The following is a 23,057-nucleotide window of genomic DNA, read 5'->3' as shown; positions in this document are numbered from 1 at the left end:
TACCGCGCATATCGGGCTACGCCATTCCGGCATGAACTACCCTGATGGCTTTCTCGACAAAAAGCCGCAACTCACCGTCGGTGATTTGCACTTGATCTGCACCTGGATTCGTATCATGGTGAAACTGGCCAGCGTAACGATTAATTTCATTGAGCTCCGCTGTAATGTTCTGGGCATGAGCCAGCGGACTACCTTGTGGGGCTTTGTTAATGAGATCTATCACCTGCCCGAATAACAAGCCACTACTTATAATCCCCGGGAAACGCCTGTGCAAATACCCTTCTAGCATCGGCCTGATAGATCTAGCGACCTCTATGCTGCTCTGTGCTGTCCCATCTAGATATTCACCCAAAGTTCTGTGGCATCTGAAGTATGCGCTTTCGCATTTCTTGTCAACGTCAATTGCGTCAAAGTCACTATAGCGGTTTGCAACGGTTTTTAACTTCACACACGCTACATTTTGAGGACCGTTATCCTTAATAATATCGTCGCGCAAATTACGCATGAAATGAATGTCATGAACCAAAACGATTAGCTGGTCGCAATTTTCATAAATTCTTTTCAATATGCCGCGGGTTTGCTGTTTCCGGTTTAGATCTAAGCTACAGATGGGATCGTCAACGACAATAACTTTATTAACCAAATCTACGTCAGACTCAACAGATGCGACAAAGAACGCGAAAGCCAGCGTTCTTTTATCTCCTTCGCTTAACGACGTTTTGAAATCTGGAGTGCCTCCGGCAAGCTCAATATTAGAGCCCCGCATGTGCAGATTGTAGTTACTTCTTAACCCTCCACGATAGTTGAAATCAATACTAGGTATAGAAAACTGTGCGCCAAAACGCTGAAGCAACTCATTTATTCTCTCTTTATAGTTCTCCAGGGTGCTCTGCATGATGGCATTCAAAGCATCTTTTTTATTCTTCTTTTCAGTCTTAGCTGCATTTTCCCGAGAAAACGCTAAATCAAGCCGTGAGAAAAGATCAACGACATCTTGATGTTGGCGAGCCTTCGCCATCTCCAAATTTATGATAGACTGTCGCAAATGGGCTGTATTAACTGAAGCCAAGCCTTCTTTGTAAGTCGTTATAATATTAACTGCATTATCTATTCCTTCGTTACACGACCTAACAATGCCGATCAACTCATGCCATTTTCTGATCAGTTCATCCTTTTCCTCTTCAGAACCGACGGATTCCAGTAATTTAGCCTCTTTCGCGCTTTTTAGGGCGTCAAGCCGCTCCCTAATCTCAGTTAACACATGTCTTGCCCCCTCGCGATCGAATTCTGGAGGCGGAACTTCCACATGTTCCTGCCAACCGTCAATGATCGCACTTGCCGTAGCAAAATTAGCTTGAAGCCTTTCAATAATGCCATCGGATGCGCACATCGATATCAGATTCCCCAAACCAGCCACAGAAGCCTTAAGCTGGTTGTAATCGTGATTGAAATAACTTCGATATGCCTCTATGAGGTCGACGCCATCAAGCGGTTGATCACAATAAGGGCACCTTTCATCGTCTCCGTAGGAGTAGCCATCACTGATCCATTTTTCGAGATTTGGCTTGTCGTGGGAGGCTAGATGTTGTTTGACTCGCTCCTCCGCAGCAAGATCAATGTCAGTCAGAGATTTTTTTAACACGCTAAAAATTGGCTCAATATCAAGAGACGGTTCATCCAATTTCCTAGGCAGAGCTTTTGCCTGAATAAGCCCTATATTCTCCGCTTCAACAATTCGTTCATTCAAAATTGCAATCTGGGAATCCGCCTCAGCTACTTCTGCAAGCTCTCGAAACTGTTGAAGTGACATGCCGCGATGGAACCCAGCCAATTCATTCGTAAGATCACGAACTTCTTGGGCCGCAGTCTGCGCATCTTTGTCAGCTTGATCGTAATCGTGCTGCGCATTCACTGCGCTTTTTCCCAACGCAAACTGCAGAAGGCTTTTCCTCTGATCAGTCGTTACCTGACCTCCTGCGTATACGTTTTGCTCTACAAAATCCGCATCAAAAACTAGTAGTTCAGGGCGCGAGGTGTCCCAACTAGAAGTTGTGAACGCCGATTGCTGGCCGTTGGAAAATTGAAGAAGGACTTCAGGTTGGTTGTTACCATCTATAGTTTTTCGGTGATGTATTAAGCTAGGCTCATTTGATGCGCATGAACGAAAAATGGACGCAAGCGTAGACTTTCCTACGCCATTATCGGCGTAGATAAGGCTTGCTTTCTTCAGGCCATGTTGTCGACCATCTGCATCATGCAGAAGGCCAATTCCTTTAACGCGGTGGATTCTTTCTAGCATTCTTTATCCTGAATCGTTATAGCCAATTTCCTCAACTACCGGGCTTTTAGCATGCATCGACAGGCGACAGGCACATAACAGGTATTAGACGGAACGCTCTGATATTGAATAAACGCGCTGGCTCGTTCAACAATGTTCTCCAGCGTTCCACGCTCCACCTAACTCCTTGATATATAAAAGTATTAAGAAAAAAATCGGCAGTCTAAGCAGGATTCGCGTGCTTGCGTGTTTTGCTCGGGCCAAAGTTTATATACATCGCTATATCACGAGAAGCACTGCATAAACATGCGCAGCAGAACTCCGAAGCTGATGGATCGAGTGATGGCCACCATGCGATTGAAATGGCACAACCACTCAATCACTCGATATTTTGGGTGCAGCTCCCCAAAAACCAGCTGTTAACGCAGTTAATTGCATGGCTGCTGTGCTGGGGCAATATCATCGCGGACTAAAGTCCGCTCCCACCCAGTAGGATACTTCAGCGTCGTTGTTACGTGCGTTTATGCCGATCCTTAAAATTTATGGCCCCAAATTAGCACTTAGCGAACTACCCTTCCACAATTCTGCCATATTTCTCATGTTTTTTCGTAGCGGCACAAAAAAAGCGCCTCCGCAGAGGCGCTTTTAGCTATTTCTCAAAGCGTCGCCCTATCAGGCAAACACTTGCGTCCACTCGTCGCGCTTGGCGAGGAGGTCGCGGGCGAGTTCTTGCGCGCCTTCCAGGCTGTGGCTGGCGGCCCAGCCGCACTGCATTTCGTTGCAGGCGGGGACTTCGGTTGCCTGGGTGACGTCGTTGAGGGTTTTTTCCATGATGTTGAGCACGTCGTCGTAGTCGTCGTGGTTGATCATGGCGATGTAGAAGCCGGTCTGGCAGCCCATGGGGCTGATGTCGACGACTTGTTCGGTATGGTTGCGCGAGTGCTCGGCCATCATGTGTTCGAGCGAGTGCAGCGCGGGCATTTCCATGTGGCCCTGGTTGGGCTGGCAGATGCGCAGGTCGTACTTGTGGATTTTGTCGCCGTGGGCGCCTTCGGTGATATCGGCCAGGCGGATATACGGCGCTTTTACCTTGGTGTGGTCCAGGTTAAAGCTTTCCACGTTCATCTTTTCTTCGGCCATGTTGCCTCCTGTTGGCTTGAATAACGCGCTAAACCGCGGGCGCGTCAAAGTCGTTGGGCTCGTCGGTGTAAACGCAGACGTTGGCGTCTTCAATGTCGCCGTCGGGCGATTCGAGGTTGTCGGCAAAGAACTGCTGGATTTCCTTGCGCTGGCAGTGGGCCTCGAAGGCTTCGCGGTTGGCCCAGACTTCGTGAAACACGATGGGATAGCTGTCGCCCGGCGCAAAGGGGCTGTCGATCCGGCGCGTCACGGTGTAACGCAGGCAGGCGTCTTCACGATGCCCGTTGGGCTCCAGCGCCTGCAGTGCCCTGAAAACGGCGTCTTCGCGGCCGGGTTTGGGCTTGAAGCCGGCGACGCAGTAAATCTTCTGTGACATAACCTTATCCTTTCGCAACGAATCACGGGCCTATCGCGCCCATTATGCGATGCGTGATCGGGACTTACCAACCCGCGGCGGGTAGCGGCGGACACGCCGCCTGTTCGAGCAGCGGAGAACCCACACAAAAGCGCCGCTGCAGGGCAGCGGCGCCGTCTTGAGATTCTGGGGCTATCAGCTGCCCGACGCGGACGCCATGCCGCCCAGGCAGAAGAACTTGGTCTCCAGGTATTCCTCGATGCCGGTGGAGCCGCCTTCGCGGCCCAGGCCGGATTCCTTGACCCCGCCGAAGGGCACCGGCGCGCCGGTCATTTTCACCGAGTTGACGCTTACCAGGCCGAACTCCAACCCGCGCATGAGCTTCCAGATGCGGCGCATGTCGTGGGTATAGACGTAGGACGCCAGGCCGTATTCGGTATCGTTGGCCAGCTCGATGGCTTCGTCGTCGTTTGAATACGGCAGCACGCCGGCCACCGGAGCAAAGCTTTCTTCGCGCCAGACCTTCATGTCGCGGGTAATGCCCGTGAGCAGTACCGGCATGAAGAAGTTTTCCCCGGCTACCGGCGTCTGGGTGCTCTCGTGCAGCGTGGCGCCGGCGCTGACCGCGTCATCGACGATGCTCTGGGCCTTTTCCACCGCCTTGTCGTGGATCAGCGGGCCCAGGTCGACGCCGTCGGTCAGGCCGTTGCCCACGGTCTGCGCCGACATGCTTTCCCGGAACGCGTCGACAAAGGCGTCGTGGATCGACTCGTGGACCAGAATACGGTTGGCCGCCAGGCAGTCCTGCCCGGACGTCTGGTACTTGGCTGCGACCGCCGCCTCGGCGGCTTCCTTCGGGTCCATGTCCGGGCCGACGATGAACGGCGCGTTGCCGCCCAGCTCCATTGACAGCCGCTTGACCGTGCTGGCGCTCTGTTCCATCAGCAGCTCGCCGACGCGGGTGGAGCCGGTGAACGACAGTGCGCGAATACGCGGCTCGGCGCAGAGTATCTTGGACACGGCGGGCGGCTCGCCCAGGACCACGTTGAGCACGCCGGCGGGAATGCCCGCGCGCTCGCCCAGCTCGGCCAGCGCCAGCGCGGTGAACGGCGTCTCGTTGGACGGCTTGATCACGATGGGGCAGCCGGCAGCAAGCGCGGCGGCGGCCTTGCGGGTGATCATCGCCAGCGGGAAGTTCCACGGCGTAATCAGCGCGGCAATGCCCACCGGTTCCTTGAGCGAGCCCAGGGCGGCGTCGGGCATGTGGCTGGGAATGGTGTCGCCGTAAGTGCGCTTGCCCTCTTCGGCGAACCAGCGGATGAAGCTGGCGCCGTACTGCACCTCGCCCCGGGAGTCGCCGATGGACTTGCCCTGCTCCAGGGTCATGATCGTCGCCAGGTCCTCGCTGTGTTCCTGCAACAGCGCGTACCAGGCTTGCAGAATCTCGCTGCGCTCGTCGGCGCGCAGCGCCCGCCAGCCGGCAAAGGCATCGTCGGCAGCGTCCACGGCAGCGGTTACCTGGGCGTCTTCGAGCACCGGGATGTGGCCCAGCACTTCACCGGTCGCCGGATCGGTCACGGCTTCTTCGCGGCCGTTTTCCGCGTGGGTCCACCGGGCATTGATGTAGGCGTACTGGCGGAACAGGCGGGGGTCCTGCAAGCGGTCGGAAAGCGTAGTGGATAGCGCTGTCATAAACTCCTCCCTTGGAATATTGGCATACCGGGGCATCGCCCTGTGGATGCCTCCATTCTGGGGAAGAGAGCGCGGAAAGTGCTTTTGAAAACGCCCGCCGGATATCGGTTTTTTTTGGCGGGAGCCGGCGCCAACGGCGGATTTTTTTGCGGCGGCGCCAACGGCCGCGCTGCCGGCGGGTCAGGCCAGGGCGTCTTCGTCCACCGCCAGGGTGGGCCGCTTGACCGTTTTGGTCACGATATAGGTGAAGTAGCGCTCGATACCCGCATCGGACACCAGCCAGGTATCCATGGTGCGCTGATAGCTGTCGATGCTGGCGACTTCGAATTTCACCAGATAATCCACTCCGCCGCCCACGGCCACGCATTCGGTAACCGCCGGCGTGTCCATCACCAGCGCCTCAAAGCGCGAAAAGCTTTCCGCGCTGTGCTGGTTGAGCTCGATCTGCACCCAGACGGCGTTGACCGGTATCAGCACGGCGGTATTGATACGCGCGCTGTAGCCTTCGATGATGCCGGCCTTTTCCAGCCGCCGGACGCGCTCCCAGCAGGGGCTGACCGACAGGCTGATGGCCTCGGCGAGCCTGGATTTGGTGATGCGCCCGTCCCGGGAAAGGATGGCGAGTATTTTGACGTCGAAACGGTCGAGTTTGAGCATGGAAGCGGGCTTGGGCATGGGTTCAGGCGTCGAGCCGCTCCACTACGTCGGCGACCACCGCCAGGGTATCGCCGATATGCGCCAGCGCCGGCGCGCGCCGGGCCATGAGGATGCCGTCGCGCCTGGCGCGGTAGGCCACCGGCGCGGTGCCGGTTCGGGTCAAATCATATACCCGGGCGACAACCTGGCCTTCCTCGACCGACGCCCCCAGCTCGACGACAAACTCCAGCAGCCCGTCGTGATGGCTTTGCACGTAGCAGCTGGCATCGGGCATATCCAGATACACCTGCGGCGCCGGCGACGCTTCCGGCTCGCCGGCCATCAGGCCGTGGTGGCGCAGGAAGTTGCTGACGCCGCGCTCGGCAATGGCGATGCTTTCCGGCGTTGAGGTGCCGCCGCCGCCCAGCTCGGTGGTCACGAATGTCTTGCCCTGATCTTCGCAGGCGGTATCGAACAGGTGGGTGGCGTCCAGCTCGAACATGATCATGGCGTAGGGCGCGCCGAAGGTTTTGGCGCTTTCCAGCGCGGCCGACTGCTGCTGTTTGTTGTCCAGCACGTGCGATGCCGCATAGGGCACGATATCCAGGGTGCGTCCGCCGGAGTGGATATCCAGCACCACGTCGGCCAGGGGCACCATTTCCCGGGTGAAGTAGTCGGCGATCTGCTCGGTGGCGTTGCCGTCCGGATTGCCCGGAAAGCAACGGTTGAGGTTGCCGCCATCGAGCCCCGAGGTGCGCTTGCCCGCCGTCACCGCAGGCGTGTTGAAGCACGGCACGATGATAACCCGCCCCTGAATATCCTCGGCCTTGAGAGAGGACGACAGCTTGAGCAGCGCGGTAATGCCCTCGTACTCGTCGCCGTGGTTGCCGGCGGTCAATAAAGCGGTGGGGCCTTCACCGTTTTTGATCACGGTGACCGGCACCATGACCGCGCCCCAGGCGGAATCGTCTACCGAGATGGGCAGGTTGAGAAAACCGTGCTGCACGCCCTCGGCGTTGAAATCCACCGTGGGGGTGATGGGGCTTGGACGCTTGCTCATGAACGGGCTCCTCGAGAAATACATGACACCGGCGGCACCGGCGCTCGCCTAGTGGACAAACAGCTGGCGGGGAAAGTTGGCGAAGGTTTCACAGCCGTCTTCGGTAATCAGGATGCTTTCGGTAATCTCCAGCCCCCAGCCGTCTTCCCAGAGGCCGGGCATGAAGTGAAAGGCCATGCCCGGCTCCAGCACCGAGTCGTCCGAGGGGCGCAGACTCATGGTGCGCTCGCCCCAGTCGGGCGGGTACGACAAGCCGATGGGATAGCCACAGCGCGCGCCGCCGCGGTCAAAGCCGTATTTGTCCATCGCCGACCCCAGCGCCATGGCGATATCGGCGGTGCGGTTGCCGGGTTTGGCCACGGCCAGGCCGTTTTCAATGCCCTGCAAAAGCGCCGACTCGGCGCGCAGAAACTCCCGCGGAGGGCGCCCCAGATAGACGGTGCGTGATGTCGGACAGTGGTAGCGCTTGTAGACCCCGGCCACCTCGAAAAACGTGCCTTCGCCTTCGCGAAACGGCGTGTCGTCCCAGGTAAGGTGCGGCGCCGCCGCATCGGTGCCGGTGGGCAGCAGCGGCACAATCGCCGGGTAGTCGCCGCCGTGCACCTTGCCGAACTCATCGGTAAACCCTTCGATGGCCACGCGGTAGATTTCCGAGACCAGTTTGCTCTTGCGCAGCCCCGGCTCGATCATTTCCAGAATCCGGTTGTGCATGCCTTCGACGATTCGTCCGGCAATGCGCATGTAGGCGATTTCCTGGGGCGACTTGATCGCGCGGCACCAGTTGACCAGGCCGTTGGCGTCGGTGAAACGCGCGTGGGGCAGCTCCCGGCGCAGCGACAGATAGGCCTGGGCGGAAAAATAGTAGTTGTCCATTTCCATGCCGACCACGCCACGGTCCCAGCCGCGCTGGGGCAGAATCGACTGAGCCAGATAGTCCATGGGGTGCATGTCCGGATTCTGGACGTAATAATCCGGATAGTAGGTAATGTTGTCCGGGTCGATCCAGCAGGTCAGCAGCGCACCGTTGGCGTCCATGCGCCGTCCGTACCACAGCGGCTCGCCTTCCAGGCCGACCACCACGCACTGATGGACATAAAACGACCAGCCGTCGTAGCCGGTCAGCCAGGCCATGTTGGATGGATCACTGACAATCAGCACGTCAATGTCACGGCTGGCCATCTGCGCACGCACTTTCCGCAGCCGACCGGCATACTCATCCAGCGTAAAGGGCAGGGACACCTGAGTCATCGGGCAACTCGCCGTTAACAGACATACAAGAACCGGACGTCATCAAAGCGTTACCGGGCCACGCAAGCGACCTGGCCCACCGCACGAGGCCTGCCAATGTCGTCTCCCGGCGATACTAGCACCCCGTCGCGGCACAGGGTCAAAACCTTTATGAGAAAAACGCCAGGCCTTCGTCCGGAGCTTCGTGATAGCGTGACGCCAACGGTCCGGACGAAGCGCCGGTAACCCAGACCCAACCGCCGGGAGGTCCCATGAAAATCGTCGTCCATAATGATAATCCCGACCGCTGGTGCCGGGCGCTGCAGGCTGCCTTTCCCCGGGCGACGGTCGTCACCGCCGAGGCCCCCGCCGAGGTACGCCGGGGCGCTGATTATCTGGCCGTCTGGCAGCCGCCGGAATGGCTGCTGGCGGAACAGACGCAGCTCAAAGGCATCATCAACCTGGGCGCCGGGGTCGATGCCCTGCTGGACAACCCCGAACTGCCGGCCGATGTGCCCGTCATCAAGCTCCGCGATGCCGGCATGGCCGCCCCCATGGCCGACTATGTGCTTTACGGCGTGCTGCATTTTTATCGCGGCTTTGACGGCTACGACCATCAACAACAGCAGGCCCGCTGGGCGCCGCAGCCGCTGCCCGACAAGGCCGACTGGCCGGTGGGCGTACTCGGGCTGGGGGCCATCGGCCGCCATGTGGCGCAAGCGCTGGCCGAGGCCGGGTTTCCCGTACTCGGCTGGAGCCGTAGCGCCAAACACCTGGACGGCGTCGACTGCCGCCACGGCGAAGACGGGCTCGACGCTGTTTTGGCCCAGGCACAAAGCCTGGTCACGCTGCTGCCGGACACCGCCGACACGCGCGGACTGATCAACGCCGAGCGCCTGGCGAAGCTGCCTCCCGGCGCCAGCCTGATCAATCCCGGGCGTGGCGCGCTGATCGACGAGTCGGCGCTGCTCGACGCCCTCGGCGACGGGGATACCCCCGGGCATTTGCGCGGCGCCCTGCTGGACGTCTTCTCCACCGAACCGCTGCCCGACGACAACCCGCTGTGGCAACACCCGCGCGTCTGGATTACCCCGCACACCTCGGCGCCGACGCCGCTTGACGGGGCCATCGACCAGGTTATTCGCTACCTGCACAGCTTCGAGGCCGGCAAGACGCCAACCGCCGTCAATCCCGATGCCGGTTACTGACGCCTCGGGTTCATGGCGCCTCCGACTACTGACGGCCTCGACTACTGACGCCTAGAGTGCCGGCCGCTATACTGGCGGCTTTGCTGCGGCGTTCTGCCGCTGCCGCTCGCTACGGGCAATTTTACTCTGGTCGCCGCCCAATGCGGCGGACACGCATGACGGGAGAAGCACCATGCCGTTCATTTTACGCGCCCTGCCCGTTGCGGCCCTGGCGCTCGGACTGCTCACCGGACTCGCGAATTCGGCGCTGGCCGACGACGATACGGCGCTGCGCCCGGTCAAGACATTCGATGCCCGCTACCGGCTCAAGGTCAACGGCTGGCCCGGCGCCACGCTGCGCCACACCCTGAGCCATGAAGGCCGCCACTGGAAAAGCGCCATGCGCTTCTCCATCGCCATCGCCCAGGGCCAGGAACGCAGCCGCTTCCTGGCGGACGACCAAACCACCGACTCGCTGCACTATTACAGCGGCTACTCGCTGTTCGGGGTGGGCGACAGCTACGAACTCGCCGACGCCGACATCCGCACCCTGGACCGCCAGACCGCGCTGGTCGATCTGGCTCGCCGGGCCGGGCGCGACGACTGTACGCAGAGCGACCCGTGCGACCTGACCTTCGTGGACCACAAGGGGCGCGATGAGAACTTCCGCTATTACGCCGACAGCAACACAATGCTAGATGCCCCTGCCGGCACCTTCGAGACCACCCCGGTGGTACTGCTGGACCCCGAGAAGCCCGACCGCGAGGTGCATATCAACTATCATGCCGACTACCCCGGGCTGATTGTGGATGCCAGCTACTGGAAAGACGACAAGCGCGATACGCATATCACCCTGACCCGCCTGAATGACTGAGCCTGAATGACCAAGTCTGAATGACCAAGGCGGCCTGCCCGCTCTGCGCCAACGTACGCCGATAGCCAATCCATGCCGATATCCAACATACGCTGATAGCCAACCTACGCCGATAGAAGGGACGCCCACGCCTCATGTTTTCCGGACTCATCATTGTGTTACTGCCGCTGGTCGTGGGCTACCTCGTCCGCGTGCCGTCGTCGCGCCTGCAGGGCTATATCAACCACGCTGTCAACGGCTCAGTGTACGTCATTCTGCTGTTGATGGGCATTAGCCTGGCCGGGCTGGAAAACCTCTCCAGCCAGCTGTCGCGGCTGGGCGGCCACGCCCTGGTGCTGTTCGTGATCACCAGCGCCTGCAACCTGGTGGCGCTGTGGTGGCTGTCGCGCCGGCTGGCGCTGCGTGCCGGCGGCTCGCCCAGCGTGAAGAATGCGCCGACCAGCAAGCTGGCGGCGATGCAGGACTCGCTGATCCTCGTCGGCGTGGTGGCATTCGGCGTTACCGCCGGTTTGCTGCTGGGCCCGGTGCTGGGCAAGGCGCTGTTCCAGCACGCCGAAACCCTGGCCGAATGGGTGCTCTACGTGCTGTTGGCGCTGATAGGCTGCCAGCTGCGCAACTCGGGCATGCCGCTCAAGCAGATTCTGCTCAACCGGACCGGGCTGGCCATTGCCCTGACGCTGGCCGGCAGCTCGCTGCTGGCCGGGCTGCTGGTCGCCCCGCTGCTCTCGCTCGACTGGAACGAAGGGCTGGCAATGACGGCGGGCTTCGGCTGGTATTCGCTCTCGGCCATTCTGGTCGGCGACCAGCTGGGACCGCTCATGGGCGGCGTGGCGTTTTTCAACGACCTGACCCGGGAGCTGCTGGCGTTTATCCTGATTCCGCTGATCATTCATCGCCACGCGGCGCTGGCGATCGGTTACGGCGGCGCCACCTCGATGGATTTCACCCTGCCGGTGATCCAGCAGCACGGCGGCGTGGATTGCGTGCCCATTGCCGTGGTCAGCGGTTTTCTGCTGTCGCTGCTGTCGCCGCCGCTGATTCTGTTTTTGCTTTCGCTGTAGGCAACCGGAGGAGCACAACGCCATGGAGTTACACGAGCTGGCCATTGGCGGCCTGCTGCTGCCGCCGCTGTTTGCCTATGTGCTGATAGGCCTGGCCGCAACCCTGGTACTGCGTGCGCTGCTTTATCGCCTGCAGAAGGGCCGGCGACCGTGGTTTGAAGCCTGGTTTGATACCGCGCTGTTCGTGCTGTGCACCGCGGCGACGGCCTATGTGTTTTCCGCGTCGTCACCCGTTACCGGAGCTTTCTAATATGTCGACCCTGCTGCGCACGCTGTTGACCCTTGTCATCGTGGCACTCGCCGCCGCGGCCGGCTGGTGGCTGTGGCACTATTATCTGTATACGCCCTGGACCCGCGACGGCCGTGTACGCGCCGATATCATCACGGTGGCCCCCGACGTCTCGGGGCGCGTCACGGCGCTCAAGGTCAGCAACAACCAGCGCGTGGCAAAGGACCAGCCGCTGTTTCAGATCGACCCCACCCGCTACCGCACGGCCGCCGACAAGGCCGAGGCGGTAACCCAGCAGCGCAAGGCCGAGGTGGAGCTGGCACGCCATGAAGCCTCGCGGCGCAGCCGCCTCGGGCGCGAAGCCATCAGCGCCGAAAGCCGGGAAACATCGCGTATCAACAGCCGCGTGGCGGCCGCGACCCTGGCTCAGGCGCAAAGCGCGCTGGCCAGCGCGCAGCTGGATCTGGCGCGCGCCGACGTGACCGCCCCGGAGGCCGGGCACGTTCTCAACCTGCAACTCAACGAGGGCAACTACGCCAGCGCCGGCCAGCCGGTGCTCGCGCTGGTCGAAGCCGATTCCTGGTATGTGACCGGCTACTTTGAAGAAACCAAGATTCCCCGGGTCGAGGTGGGCGACCGCGCGCGCATCGACCTGATGGGCGCCGACGAGGCACTGTCCGGCCATGTGGAAAGCATCGGGCGGGCCATCGCCGATCCCAATACGGCGCCCAGCGAGCAGCTCCTGCCCAAGGTACAGCCGACCTTCAGCTGGGTCCGGCTGGCACAGCGCATTCCGGTACACATCGCGCTGGACGAGATTCCCGATGAGGTCACCCTCAGCGCCGGAATGACCGCTTCCGTGCACATCGAGCCGTCTTCCTGAGCATGTCCATCACCGCGTCTCCCTGGTATCAGGCCTATCTGACCCCCGACGCCCGGGCGGTCAAGTTTGCGCTCAAGGCCACGCTGGCGATGCTGCTGGCGCTGTATATTGCCCTCTGGATGGATCTGCAGCGCCCCTACTGGGCGCTGATTTCGGCGGCGTTTCTGCAGATAAGACCGATGAGCGGCATGGTGCTGGAAAAAGGCCTGAGCCAGGTCAGCGGCACGCTGGTCGGCGCCATCGCCGGGATTACCCTGATGGCGCTGTTCGCTCAGGCCCCCATCCTCGCGCTGGGCGGCCTGACGCTATGGATCATGCTGTGCACCTACGGCAGCGCGCTGCTGCGCAACAACGCCGCCTACGGCTGCATCATGGGCGCGGTGACCGCCATGCTGATTGTGGTGATCGGCGCCGGAGCGCCGGAGCGAATTTTTTCGATTGCCGTGGCGCGGCTTTCCGAGCTGGCGCTGGGGGCTACCTGCGCCACCCTGGTCAGCGCGTTGCTGTGGCCGTCGCGGGTGAGTACGCACCTGGGGCAACAGGCTGACAGCGTGGTCAACCAGGCGTTTTCCCACGCCGCCTACCGCCTGCGCGATACCCCCGATAACGCCGCGCTGGAAGCCACGCTCACCGACACCCTGGCGCCGCTGACCCGGCTGGAAGGCGACAGCCAGGCCGCGCGCTACGAGGGCCCCGAAGGCGCCGGGCGCATTCGCGCCAGCCATGTGCTGACCCGCCACACCCTGCGCCTGATGGCAACACTGCATGCGCTACAGCAGCTGTTTCACTACGACGACCAGCAGATCAGCGCGCCCGTCAGGCAGCTGGCCGAACAGCTTGCCGACGGCTTCGAGGATGCCGCCGGGCAAAGCGGCACCCAGCCGGCCCGGCAGTCGCTACACGCGCTGCGTCGCCGGGCGCTGGACTACCCCGATACCGCGCTGACACCGCTGGAACAGCGCTGCCTGCTGGGGCTGCGCGAGGCGCTGGGCCATGCGCTGGTGATGCTGGATGCGCGCGATGCCATCACCCACCCGAGCGGCAAATCCCTGCGCGGCGTGGCGCTGGCGTGGCACCGCGATCATCTGGTGGCCGGTATCAACGCCCTGCGCGCCGGCGCCATTTTTGCCAGCCTGGCGACGTTCTGGCTGACTACCGGCTGGACCAACGGCCAGGTCGCAATGCTGCTGGGCACGCTGTTTTCGGCCTTTTTTGCCAGCCGTGAAAACCCCGTCGCGGTGTGCATGACGTTTGCCAAGGGCATGCTGGCCGCGATTCCCAGCGCGTTCATTTTCGGCCATGTGTTGCTGGCCCAGGCCAGCGGCTTTCCCATGCTCGCGATGATTTTTCTCACCCCGCTGTTTCTGGGGCTGCTGGGCTCGGCCAACCCCCGGCTGCTCGGCTACTGCCTGGCGTTTACCATCGGCAATATCCTGCTGACCATGCCGGGCAACGGCATGGATTTTTCCTTTGACAGCTTTATCAACCGCGCACTCGCGGTACTGGTAGGGCTCAGCGCGGTGGTAACCGGGTTCCGCTTTATTCCCGGGCCTGGCGCCACGCTGCGGCGCAAGCGCCTGGTGCGCTCGATTGCCGGCGACCTGCGGCGCCTGGCCGGCGACCCGGTTGAGGATGCCGAGACCGGCTTTATCGGCCGCATGGCGGACCGCCTGCTGCACCTGTCGCGCCACGATGACACCCTGCCGGAAGACCAGCGCCACCTGTTCAGCCTCGGGCTCACCGGCCTGGACCTGGGCTACGCCTGCCTGCAGCTGCGCCGCCGCCTCGATGGCCTGGACAATCCCGTGCTGGCACGCGCGCAGCACGCTTTCATTACCGCGCTGGCCAGCGACTATGCGGCGACTGCTCGGGGGCATGCGCCGCAGTCGATCCACTCGGCGAGCGCAGCGCTGATTGCCGCGGCGGAGGATGAACCTTCGCTCAATCCGCGCCGTCAGGCGCTGCTGGCCGGGCTGGTCAAACGCCTGACGCTCTCGCTCGAGCGCCAGGCCACCCGCACCCGCCAGGTGCACCACGCCCACGCCGCTGCGGTACCGGCGCCCCGGCGCGACTAAGCGGCCAGCATGCTGCCGATAAGCCCGAGCAGAAAACCCGCAACTGCGCCCAGCGCCGGCATCCAGGTGGTTTCGCGCTTGGCCTGGGGCGCAATATCGTCGAACACCAGATACAGAATGCCGCCGCTGGCAAACAGCAGAAGCGCCCCCATGATGCTTGGATACGCCCCCAGCCAGTAATAGCCGGCGAGCGCAGCCGCCGGGCCAGTCAGCGCCATGGCGGCAAAGGCGGCCAGGATGATGCTCGGCGCCAGCCGGGTCGAAGCGTCCAGCTCCTCAAAGGCGTTGAAGCCTTCGGGGAGGTTTTGCAGCGCGATCAGAAACGCCAGCAGAAAGCCGGTGTTGTCGCCGGCGGCAAAGGCGGCCCCCAGCGCAATGGCCTCGGGAATAAAGTCCGCGAGCATCGCAATCAGCTGGCCGGCGGAGCTTTTCAGCCGGCCGAGCTGGATATCCATCAGGCAGAACACCACGCCGCCGACGGCAAAGCTCAAACCGGCCGCCGGCGTGGACAACCGCGCCGTACCATCGGGCACCAGCACCAGAGCAATCGCCGACACCAGCGCGCCGCCGCCGAAGGCCACGATGAAGTGGCGCCACTCGCGGCCCAGCCAGGCCGGGTGCAGTCGGTCAAAATAGGCAAACAGCGCGCCGGCGGGCATCGCCGCGCCGGCGCCCAGCGCCAGCAACAGGACGCACAGGGTTACGGGCATGACGGCAGTTCCTCCGGTGCCATCAGCGCGGCAGCGCCTGCGCCAGCGGCTCGCCGTTATACAGCAGTTCGCCGTCCTGCCAGGCGAAAACGTGCGGCGCGTCGTTTTGGGTCATCAGATACCCCAGCGCCGGGGGCAGCTCTGCCACTATCGCATCGGGCAGCCGAGTCACCGCCAGCTCGCTGCTGAGCCGAGGCGCCAGCTCGGCGAGGGCCTGCTGTTGGCTCATGGCCGGCCGGCCCTGGCTCTCTACCACCAGGCGGCGGGTTTCGGCGTCGATATTGGCCAGCAGCGCGTTGGTCGCATCGCGCGGGAGATCATCGCCGTCAAACGTCAGGCTCCCCGACAGCTGCGCCTCGGCACGACCCAGAAAAGGCACCGCGGCATCCAGCGACAGGGTTTCCAGCTGAAGTTCGGGGGAGTGCGCCAGCAGAGTATGCGCCTGCTCGACCATTACCCTGCCCAAATCACGGTTTAGCGCCTGCTGCTGCGCCGGCGACAGGGCGCCGTTAACCGCAGCGTTCTTCTCGGCATCGTCCAGGTGGCGCTCCAGCACCTCGGCTAGCGCCTCGAAGGCGGCGTAGTCCAGCTGGCTGGCGGTGACGTCCAGCTCGGCACGGCCCGGCTCGCTGCCCATGAAGACGGCATCCTCGGCCACCAGATACAGCTGCGAGGACAGCGTATCGCCGTCAAGCGTAGCGGTATTGCGCACTTCGACGGGGCCCAGGCTGAGCGCCTCGGCGGTGCCGCCGCGATTCGCCGCGGTTACCTCGGCGCCGTCCGCCGCCATTTGGACGTGGGAACGGCCCTCGCCCTGGTCGGCCGCCAGGTTATGCTCGAGTTCGAGCGCCGCGCCGTCTATCGACAGGCGGTTGCCGTTCTTCTGCAGCTGCGTATGGCGGGCCTGCATATTGAACGCAAAGTGCTCGCGCTCGATATTGACGTAGCCGTCGCCTTCGACATTGTCGAGCGTCATGTCATCGTCGTCGGCGTTCAGCGCGTCGGAGTGGAAGCTGTAGTCCTGCCGGCCGCTGCCCAGTCCGGCGGTAAAATCGACGCTGCCGCCGAGCGCCTCGCCGGTCAGCGCCAGGGTGCCGTCGGCGCTGCGCGACATATACCCCACGTCCATGTCGAGGTCGCCGCTGACGCCCGGCACTTCCACCGCGTCCAGATGCGCGCTCACCGAGGTTTTGCCCCATCCCCTGTGCGTTTCGACGTCGCTGACGGCAATCGCGGGCTCGTCCTTCAACGCGGCGAGGCTTTGCTCGATCTGCTTTTCTGCCGAGTTGCCCGCGATGTGGTGCGCTATCAGCCCACCGGCGATAACCACGGCGCCCCCGGCGCCGATGATGATTCTTTTATCCACCATGAACATCCTTATTTTTGCCAGGATTATTGAATGATCCGGGTTGCTGTATCCAATACCATAATCAGGCATCATGATTCTGCTGTGCGCCACACCGCAGCCGGAGACCACCGCGACGCGCGGCCATGCTAGCACGCCATGACCGCACTGAAATGCCGGCACTATCCTGAGGTATCCATTGGGGATCAATTTTCGCCACGCCCGCTACCGCCGCCTGTCACGGCTGGGCTTCAAGCTCTTTGCGATTATTCTGAGCGTCAACGTGGCGATTTCCGGCGCGGTGTTTCTGGCCGTTTCCTACAGCATTGACCGCGGCTTTCTGGACTACCTGAACAAGGCGCAGGAGCGCCGCGCCATGCGCCTGGCCGAAGGCCTGACCGAGCGCTGGCAGCATCACCGCAGCTGGCAGTGGCTCGCCGACGACCCGCTGCGCTGGCCCACCATTGTCTACCACGAGCTGGGGCGCGGCGATGAAGACCGCCCTTCGCCGCTCGGCGAGGCCCGTGACTTTGCCCTGCGCGATGCCGACGACGACTTTGTGGTCGAGCCCCGGCATGCCGAGGATACGCCCGACAGCTGGCACTGGATGCCGCTGCTGGACAACGAAGTGGAAATCGGCTCGCTGGGCTTTCGCCCGCCTCAGCAGATCATGAAACGCATGGAAAGCCGGTTTCTCGACCGCCAGCGCAGCAACCTCTCACTGATCGTGGTGTCGCTGGGCATTGCCTCGCTGCTGCTGGCGGGCGGGCTGTCCTGGTGGCTGGGTCGGCGTGCCCGGGCGCTGGCGGCGGGAGCCTTGCGTCTGACCAAGGGCGACTACCATATCCGCCTGCCGGTCCGCGGCCGCGACGAGCTTTCCCGGCTGGCCCGGGACTTCAACGTGCTGGCCTATACGCTCGAATCCAACCGCAACGCCCGCGCCCGCTGGGTGTCGGATACCGCCCACGAGCTGCGTACGCCGCTGGCCGTGCTGCGCGGCGAGATCGAAGCGCTGCAGGACGGTATTCGTCCGCTCAACGCCGATAACCTGGGCTCGCTGTCGCAGGAAGTCGAACAGCTGGAGCGCCTGGTGTCCGATCTGCGCCTGCTGTCCCAGAGCGACGCCGACGCCCTGGATATTCAGCTGGCGCCGCTGAATCTGAGCGACAGCCTGGACGACCATCTGGCGACTGCCCGGCGGTGGCTGGAAGACAGCGAGCTGACGCTCACCAGCGACATCGAGGACGATGTCAACATCCACGGCGATGCCCAGCGACTGCGCCAGCTGTGGCATAATCTGCTCGACAACACCCGCGCCTATACCCGTGAGCCCGGCACTCTCAACGTCACGCTCCACCGCGAGCAGAACGAAGCGGTGCTGATCTGGGAAGACAGCGCTCCCGGCGTTCCCGAACGCGAACTGGCGCTGTTGACCGAACGCCTGTACCGCGTGGAAGGCTCCCGCAGCCGCTCCAGCGGCGGCAGCGGCCTGGGTCTTTCGATTGTCAGCGCCCTCGTCCATGCCCACGACGGCCATCTGGATGCGGCGGTCTCGCCGCTGGGCGGGCTGCGCTGGATACTGCGCTTTCCTCTGATATCACCGGCCTGATGCCGTCGACCACCCGACTTACCGTGAGCCCTACCATGTCTACCGAGTCTACCGATACGTCCCTGCTGATCGTTGAAGACGAACCCAAGATTGCCCGCCTGATGGCGGACTACCTGCAAACCCACGGGTTTACCACCACGACGCTGGGCGACGGCAACGAGGTGATGCCGTGGCTGGAAGAGCAGACCCCGGCGCTGATTCTGCTGGACCTGATGCTGCCGGGTCAGGACGGTTTGAGCCTGTGCCGCAGCATTCGCCAGCAGTATCCGCACACGGCGATCATCATGGTGACCGCCAAGGTCGAGGAGGTTGACCGCCTGCTGGGGCTGGAACTGGGCGCCGATGACTATATCTGCAAGCCGTTCAGCCCCCGCGAAGTGGTGGCCCGGGTCAAGGCCGTACTGCGCCGCAGCCAGGCGGCCAAAAGCGCGCCCGGCCTCGACACCAGCGACCCCGACGCGCCGGTGCAACTCGACGAAAACGGCTGGCAGGCGATGGCCGGCGGCCAGGACCTGGGCCTGACGGCGGTGGAGTTTCAGCTGCTGCGGGTCATGATGCGGGCGCCGGGGCGGATTTTCAGCCGAGAACAGCTGATGGATCACATGTACCGCGACAACCGCATTGTGTCCGAACGCACCGTGGACAGCCACGTCAAGAAACTGCGCCGGAAAATCAGCGAGGTGCTGCCGGAACGCGATATCATTCGCTCTGTCTACGGTGTGGGCTACAAGTACCAGCCGGACGAATAACCGGATACCGGGTGAACAGACCCGGGATCACGATTGTTGCACAGTGATTGCAACCGGCTTGCACCCCGATGCCGGATGCTGGCCATAATGTTGAGTTGCCATTGCTCGTCCATTTCCCCATTGCCAAATCAGGGAGTCGCCATGACCACGTCTACGCTACGCCAACGCCTTGCCTCCGGCCTGTTTGCCGCCGCCCTGCTGCCGCTGGCCGTGTCCGTACACGCTGCCCCCGGTAGCCAGCCCGGCGGCCAAAACGCCGGCCAAATGCCCGATGCGCTCAAGGCACGCATGGAAGAGCGCCGTCAGGCCGTCTACGAAGACGCCGGCATTGATGCGGCCACCCAGGAAGAGCTCAATGCCGCCCAGCAGGAGCACTACGAAGCCATGCAGTCGCTGCGCCAGGAGTACCGCGCGCGCATGCAGGAAATCCTGACCGACGAGCAGCAGGAAGCGCTTAACCAGGCCATGCGCAACATGCAGCGCCAGCAGATGAAGCAGGCGCCCGGCCGCTCGGCGAACGAATAGCGCCGTCGCCCGGCGCGCATGATGGGCTTGCTCCACGCCGGATCAAGCAGCAGCTGATATAATACCTCGCGGCGCCCTCCCGGGCGCCGTTGTTCTGTCTGCTTTTTGCCCGGAGTGTTCATGTCGCGCCAGCGCTCTTCCGCCTTTACCGACTTTCCGTTTCCCGGCCGTGCCCTGGCCAATACCTGGCGGGCGGGGTACAGCCCCGGCCGGCTGAAAAACGATGTGCTCGCCGGCCTGACCATCGGTGTCGTCGCCGTCCCGCTCTCCATGGCGCTGGCGATCGCTACCGGCGTGGCGCCTCAGCACGGCCTCTATACCGCTATCATTGCCGGCGCGGTGATCGCGCTGACCGGCGGTTCGCGGTTCAACATTTCCGGCCCCACGGCGGCGTTTGTCGTCATCCTTTTTCCTATCGTCACCCAGTACGGGCTGGGCGGGCTGCTGCTCGCCACGCTGATGGCGGGGATGATTCTGGTAGCGCTGGGGCTGGCGCGGCTGGGCAGCCTGATCCAGTACGTGCCGTACCCGGTCGTGCTCGGCTTTACCGCGGGCATCGGGGCCGTGATTGCCCTGCTGCAGCTACCCGATTTTTTCGGCCTCGACGGCCTTGATCTGGGCGACAATACCCTGGCCAACGGCTGGCTGATTGCCCGCTCGCTGCCGGGGCTGGCGCCCGCCGAGCTGGGTATCGGCGTGATCACTCTGGCCACGCTGCTGTACTGGCCACGCCTGAAAACGCCCGTGCCTGCCCCGCTCGCGGGCCTCGCCGTGGGGACGCTGGCGGCGATGCTGCTGGCAACGTCGGGGATCGAGGTCGATACCATTGCGTCGCGCTTTGACTGGAGCATCGACGGCCAAAGCGGCAACGGCATTCCGCCGCTGGCGCCGGCCTTCAAGGCCCCGTGGCAGTTTCCCGGCGCCGACGGCGAGCCGCTGACGCTGAACTTTGCCCTGATCCGCGACCTGACCGGGCCGGCGCTGGCCATCGCCCTGCTGGCGGCCATCGAGTCGCTGCTCTGCGCCGTGGTGGCCGACGGCCTCAGCCGCACGCGCCACGACCCCAACGCCGAACTCGTCGGCCAGGGGCTGGGCAACATGGTGGTACCGTTTTTCGGCGGTATTACCGCCACCGCAGCGCTGGCGCGTACCGCCACCAACATCAAGAGCGGTGCGTTTTCCCCCGTCTCGGCCGTGGTGCATTCGGTGGTTGTGCTGCTCGCCGTGGTGGCGCTGGCCGGCGTTCTCGGCCGCGTGCCCATGGCCGCGCTGGCCGCCCTGCTGCTGGTGATTGCCTGGAACATGAGCGAAGCCAGAAATTTCGTGCATACGCTGAAAAGCGCGCCGGCCAGCGACGTGGGCGTGCTGGTGATCTGCTTCGCCCTGACCGTGGCGTTTGACATGGTAGTGGCCGTGGCCGTGGGCATCAGCCTCGCCGCCGCGCTGTTTATTCGCCGCATGGCCCGGCTCACCGAGGCCCAGCACCTGCCCGAACCGCCCGCCGGCAGCCCCGCGCTGCCCGCCGGGACCGCGCTTTACCGGATCAGCGGGCCGATGTTTTTCGGCGCCGCCGAGAAAGCCATTGCCACGCTGCGAACGGTGGACCCGGACGTCACCACGGTGCTGCTCGACATGCGCACCGTGCCCAGCCTGGACGCCACTGCCACGGTTGCGCTTGATAGCCTGCGTCGGGAGCTGGCCGAGCAGCAGATCGGGCTGGTATTCGTGGGGCTGCCGGCGCGCCTGCAGCTCAAGCTCAAGCGCGCGGGGATTCGTCGGGAAGCAGGCAGGCTGGCCACGGCGGCCAGCCTGGAGCGCGCCGCGCGGATCGCGCGGCGCTGGCAGGAAGCGAGCTAGAAAAAGCCCATGGGATTGATGTCGTAGCTGACCAGCAGGTTTTTGGTCTGCTGGTATTGCTCCAGCGCCATCTTGTGGGTTTCGCGGCCCACGCCGGACTTCTTGTAGCCGCCGAAGGCGGAATGAGCCGGGTACTGGTGGTAGCAGTTGGTCCACACGCGCCCGGCCTGGATGCCGCGCCCCATGCGGAAGGCGACGTTGATGTCACGGCTCCAGACGCCGGCGCCCAGGCCGAACTCGGTATCGTTGGCCAGCTCCAGCGCCTCGGCTTCGTCTCGGAAGGTGGTCACGGCCACCACCGGGCCGAAAATTTCCTCCTGGAACACCCGCATTTTGTTGCCGCCCTTGAGCAGCGTGGGCTGAATGTAATAGCCCTGATCCAGGCTGTCGTCCACGCGGGCTTCGCCACCGCCGGTAAGAAATTCGGCGCCGTCTTCCCGGGCGATTTCCATGTACGAGAGGATCTTTTCAAACTGCTCGCGCGAAGCCTGAGCGCCGACCTGAACGTCGGTATCCAGCGGGTTGCCGCGCTTGATCGACAGCGTGCGCTCGATCACTTTGGCCATGAAATCGTCGTACATGCTCTCCTGCACCAGCGCCCGGGACGGGCAGGTGCAGACTTCGCCCTGGTTGAGAAAGCCCAGCACCAGGCCTTCCACGGCCTTGTCGATGAACTCGGGCTCGGCGTTCATGATGTCGGCAAAGTAGACGTTGGGGGATTTACCGCCCAGCTCAACCGTGGACGGAATGATGTTTTCCGCCGCGCAGCCGAGGATATGCGAGCCCACCGGCGTGGAGCCGGTAAAGGCAATCTTGGCAATCCGCGGACTGCTCGCCAGCGCCTGACCGGCTTCTTCCCCGTAGCCGTTGACCACGTTGATCACACCCGGCGGCAGCAGATCGCCGATCAGCTTCATCAGTTCGAGAATCGAGGCCGGCGTCTGCTCGGCGGGCTTGAGCACCACGCAGTTGCCCGCCGCCAGCGCCGGCGCCAGCTTCCAGGTCGCCATCAGCAGCGGGAAGTTCCAGGGAATGATCTGGCCCACCACGCCCAGCGGCTCGTGGAAGTGATAGGCCACGGTGTTGCCGTCGATCTCCGCCGCCGAGCCTTCCTGAGCGCGAAGGCAGCCGGCAAAGTAGCGAAAGTGATCGGCCGCCAGCGGCAGGTCGGCGTTGAGGCACTCGCGTATGGCCTTGCCGTTGTCCCAGGTTTCCGCCACGGCGAGCTTTTCCAGATGCTGCTCGATGCGGTCGGCAATGTTCAGCAGCACCTGGCTGCGTGCCGCCGGGGCGGTTGTGCCCCAGGCCGGTGCAGCGGCATGGGCGGCGTCCAGCGCCTTGTCGACGTCGTCGGCGGTAGAGCGCGGAATCTCGCAGAACACCTGGCCGTTGACCGGGCTGACGTTGTCGAAATACTCGCCGTTGACCGGCGGTACAAACTCGCCGCCAACGTAGTTGCCGTAGCGCTTTTCAAAGGTGATCAGCGCATCGGCTTCGCCGGGGTTGGCATAGATCATGGCGTGGCTCCTCTGTGGAACGAAATTCAACCCCGATCAGTATTGGCC

21 protein-coding genes are annotated in these 23,057 nt (G+C 62.9%); 11 read left to right on the top strand and 10 right to left on the bottom strand.

Annotation, left to right across the window (positions count from 1 at the left end; genetic code table 11):
- Positions 1-16: 16 nt before the first annotated feature.
- Positions 17-2,299, bottom strand: coding sequence for an AAA family ATPase (locus C793_RS0104255; RefSeq protein ID WP_026106099.1), 2,283 nt, complete (start codon positions 2,297-2,299; stop codon positions 17-19).
- A gap of 221 nt (positions 2,300-2,520) precedes the next feature.
- On the opposite strand from C793_RS0104255, the gene C793_RS14435 reads away from it, so the two are divergent.
- Complete coding sequence (locus C793_RS14435; protein WP_156804889.1) at positions 2,521-2,751, top strand: hypothetical protein; 231 nt, start codon at positions 2,521-2,523, stop codon at positions 2,749-2,751.
- Positions 2,752-2,950: 199 nt separating this feature from the next.
- Here C793_RS14435 and C793_RS0104250 read toward each other — a convergent pair whose 3' ends face one another.
- The 6 genes from C793_RS0104250 to doeA form a co-directional block, all read right to left on the bottom strand.
- Positions 2,951-3,418 (bottom strand): S-ribosylhomocysteine lyase, encoded by a 468-nt coding sequence (locus C793_RS0104250; protein WP_017429712.1) that lies wholly within the window; start codon positions 3,416-3,418, stop codon positions 2,951-2,953.
- 28 nt (positions 3,419-3,446) lie between these two features.
- Complete coding sequence (locus C793_RS0104245) at positions 3,447-3,794, bottom strand: putative quinol monooxygenase (protein WP_017429711.1); 348 nt, start codon at positions 3,792-3,794, stop codon at positions 3,447-3,449.
- Positions 3,795-3,968: 174 nt separating this feature from the next.
- Positions 3,969-5,465 carry an NAD-dependent succinate-semialdehyde dehydrogenase gene (locus tag C793_RS0104240; protein WP_017429710.1) on the bottom strand — a complete coding sequence of 499 codons (1,497 nt, stop codon included), beginning with the start codon at positions 5,463-5,465 and terminating at the stop codon, positions 3,969-3,971.
- 180 nt (positions 5,466-5,645) lie between these two features.
- Complete coding sequence (locus C793_RS0104235; protein WP_040475317.1) at positions 5,646-6,122, bottom strand: Lrp/AsnC family transcriptional regulator; 477 nt, start codon at positions 6,120-6,122, stop codon at positions 5,646-5,648.
- 22 nt (positions 6,123-6,144) lie between these two features.
- Positions 6,145-7,161: a N(2)-acetyl-L-2,4-diaminobutanoate deacetylase DoeB gene (gene doeB / locus C793_RS0104230; RefSeq protein ID WP_017429708.1), complete on the bottom strand. Its 1,017-nt coding sequence runs from the start codon at positions 7,159-7,161 to the stop codon at positions 6,145-6,147.
- 48 nt (positions 7,162-7,209) lie between these two features.
- Complete coding sequence (gene doeA, locus C793_RS0104225; RefSeq protein WP_017429707.1) at positions 7,210-8,409, bottom strand: ectoine hydrolase DoeA; 1,200 nt, start codon at positions 8,407-8,409, stop codon at positions 7,210-7,212.
- A gap of 251 nt (positions 8,410-8,660) precedes the next feature.
- Between doeA and C793_RS0104220 the strand changes: the two genes are divergently transcribed.
- The 6 genes from C793_RS0104220 to C793_RS0104195 all read left to right on the top strand — a co-directional run bounded on the left by C793_RS0104220 (position 8,661) and on the right by C793_RS0104195 (position 14,697).
- On the top strand, positions 8,661-9,596 hold the full coding sequence (locus C793_RS0104220; protein WP_017429706.1) for a 2-hydroxyacid dehydrogenase: 936 nt from the start codon (positions 8,661-8,663) through the stop codon (positions 9,594-9,596).
- Between the two features lie 172 nt (positions 9,597-9,768).
- A complete protein-coding gene (locus C793_RS0104215) occupies positions 9,769-10,449 on the top strand; it encodes a hypothetical protein (RefSeq protein ID WP_017429705.1) in 681 nt (226 codons plus the stop codon).
- Positions 10,450-10,583: 134 nt separating this feature from the next.
- The gene (locus C793_RS0104210) at positions 10,584-11,510 is read left to right on the top strand and encodes a LysO family transporter (RefSeq protein ID WP_017429704.1); all 927 of its coding nucleotides are present in this window, start codon (positions 10,584-10,586) and stop codon (positions 11,508-11,510) included.
- Between the two features lie 22 nt (positions 11,511-11,532).
- Entirely contained in the window at positions 11,533-11,760 is a 228-nt protein-coding gene (locus C793_RS0104205; protein WP_017429703.1) for a DUF1656 domain-containing protein, read from the top strand.
- A gap of 1 nt (position 11,761) precedes the next feature.
- Positions 11,762-12,622 (top strand): efflux RND transporter periplasmic adaptor subunit, encoded by an 861-nt coding sequence (locus C793_RS0104200; RefSeq protein WP_017429702.1) that lies wholly within the window; start codon positions 11,762-11,764, stop codon positions 12,620-12,622.
- A 2-nt stretch (positions 12,623-12,624) separates the two neighbouring features.
- The gene (locus tag C793_RS0104195) at positions 12,625-14,697 is read left to right on the top strand and encodes an FUSC family protein (RefSeq protein WP_017429701.1); all 2,073 of its coding nucleotides are present in this window, start codon (positions 12,625-12,627) and stop codon (positions 14,695-14,697) included.
- On the opposite strand, the gene C793_RS0104190 is transcribed toward C793_RS0104195, so the two are convergent.
- Positions 14,694-15,407, bottom strand: coding sequence for a ZIP family metal transporter (locus tag C793_RS0104190; RefSeq protein WP_017429700.1), 714 nt, complete (start codon positions 15,405-15,407; stop codon positions 14,694-14,696). The two genes, C793_RS0104195 and C793_RS0104190, sit on opposite strands and share 4 nt — an antisense overlap.
- A 22-nt stretch (positions 15,408-15,429) precedes the next feature.
- Positions 15,430-16,776 carry a DUF945 family protein gene (locus tag C793_RS0104185; protein ID WP_017429699.1) on the bottom strand — a complete coding sequence of 449 codons (1,347 nt, stop codon included), beginning with the start codon at positions 16,774-16,776 and terminating at the stop codon, positions 15,430-15,432.
- Between the two features lie 175 nt (positions 16,777-16,951).
- Between C793_RS0104185 and C793_RS0104180 the strand changes: the two genes are divergently transcribed.
- The 4 genes from C793_RS0104180 (at position 16,952) to dauA (ending at position 21,492) form a co-directional block, all read left to right on the top strand.
- Positions 16,952-18,361, top strand: a complete 1,410-nt coding sequence (locus C793_RS0104180) for a HAMP domain-containing histidine kinase (RefSeq protein ID WP_017429698.1) — start codon at positions 16,952-16,954, stop codon at positions 18,359-18,361.
- A 35-nt stretch (positions 18,362-18,396) separates the two neighbouring features.
- Positions 18,397-19,110, top strand: a complete 714-nt coding sequence (locus tag C793_RS0104175; RefSeq protein WP_017429697.1) for a response regulator — start codon at positions 18,397-18,399, stop codon at positions 19,108-19,110.
- Between the two features lie 141 nt (positions 19,111-19,251).
- A complete protein-coding gene (locus C793_RS0104170; protein ID WP_017429696.1) occupies positions 19,252-19,635 on the top strand; it encodes a hypothetical protein in 384 nt (127 codons plus the stop codon).
- A 120-nt stretch (positions 19,636-19,755) separates the two neighbouring features.
- A complete protein-coding gene (dauA, locus tag C793_RS0104165) occupies positions 19,756-21,492 on the top strand; it encodes a C4-dicarboxylic acid transporter DauA (protein ID WP_017429695.1) in 1,737 nt (578 codons plus the stop codon).
- On the opposite strand, the gene exaC is transcribed toward dauA, so the two are convergent.
- Positions 21,489-23,009 (bottom strand): acetaldehyde dehydrogenase ExaC, encoded by a 1,521-nt coding sequence (gene exaC / locus C793_RS0104160; protein ID WP_017429694.1) that lies wholly within the window; start codon positions 23,007-23,009, stop codon positions 21,489-21,491. The two genes, dauA and exaC, sit on opposite strands and share 4 nt — an antisense overlap.
- Positions 23,010-23,057 lie beyond the last annotated feature (48 nt).

The sequence above is a fragment of the Vreelandella jeotgali Hwa genome (genome assembly GCF_000334215.1).
GTDB classification, from domain to species: Bacteria; Pseudomonadota; Gammaproteobacteria; order Pseudomonadales; family Halomonadaceae; genus Vreelandella; species Vreelandella jeotgali.
The sequence above is the reverse complement of the archived record's forward strand: the minus strand, read 5'-3'. Positions and strand labels throughout refer to the sequence as shown.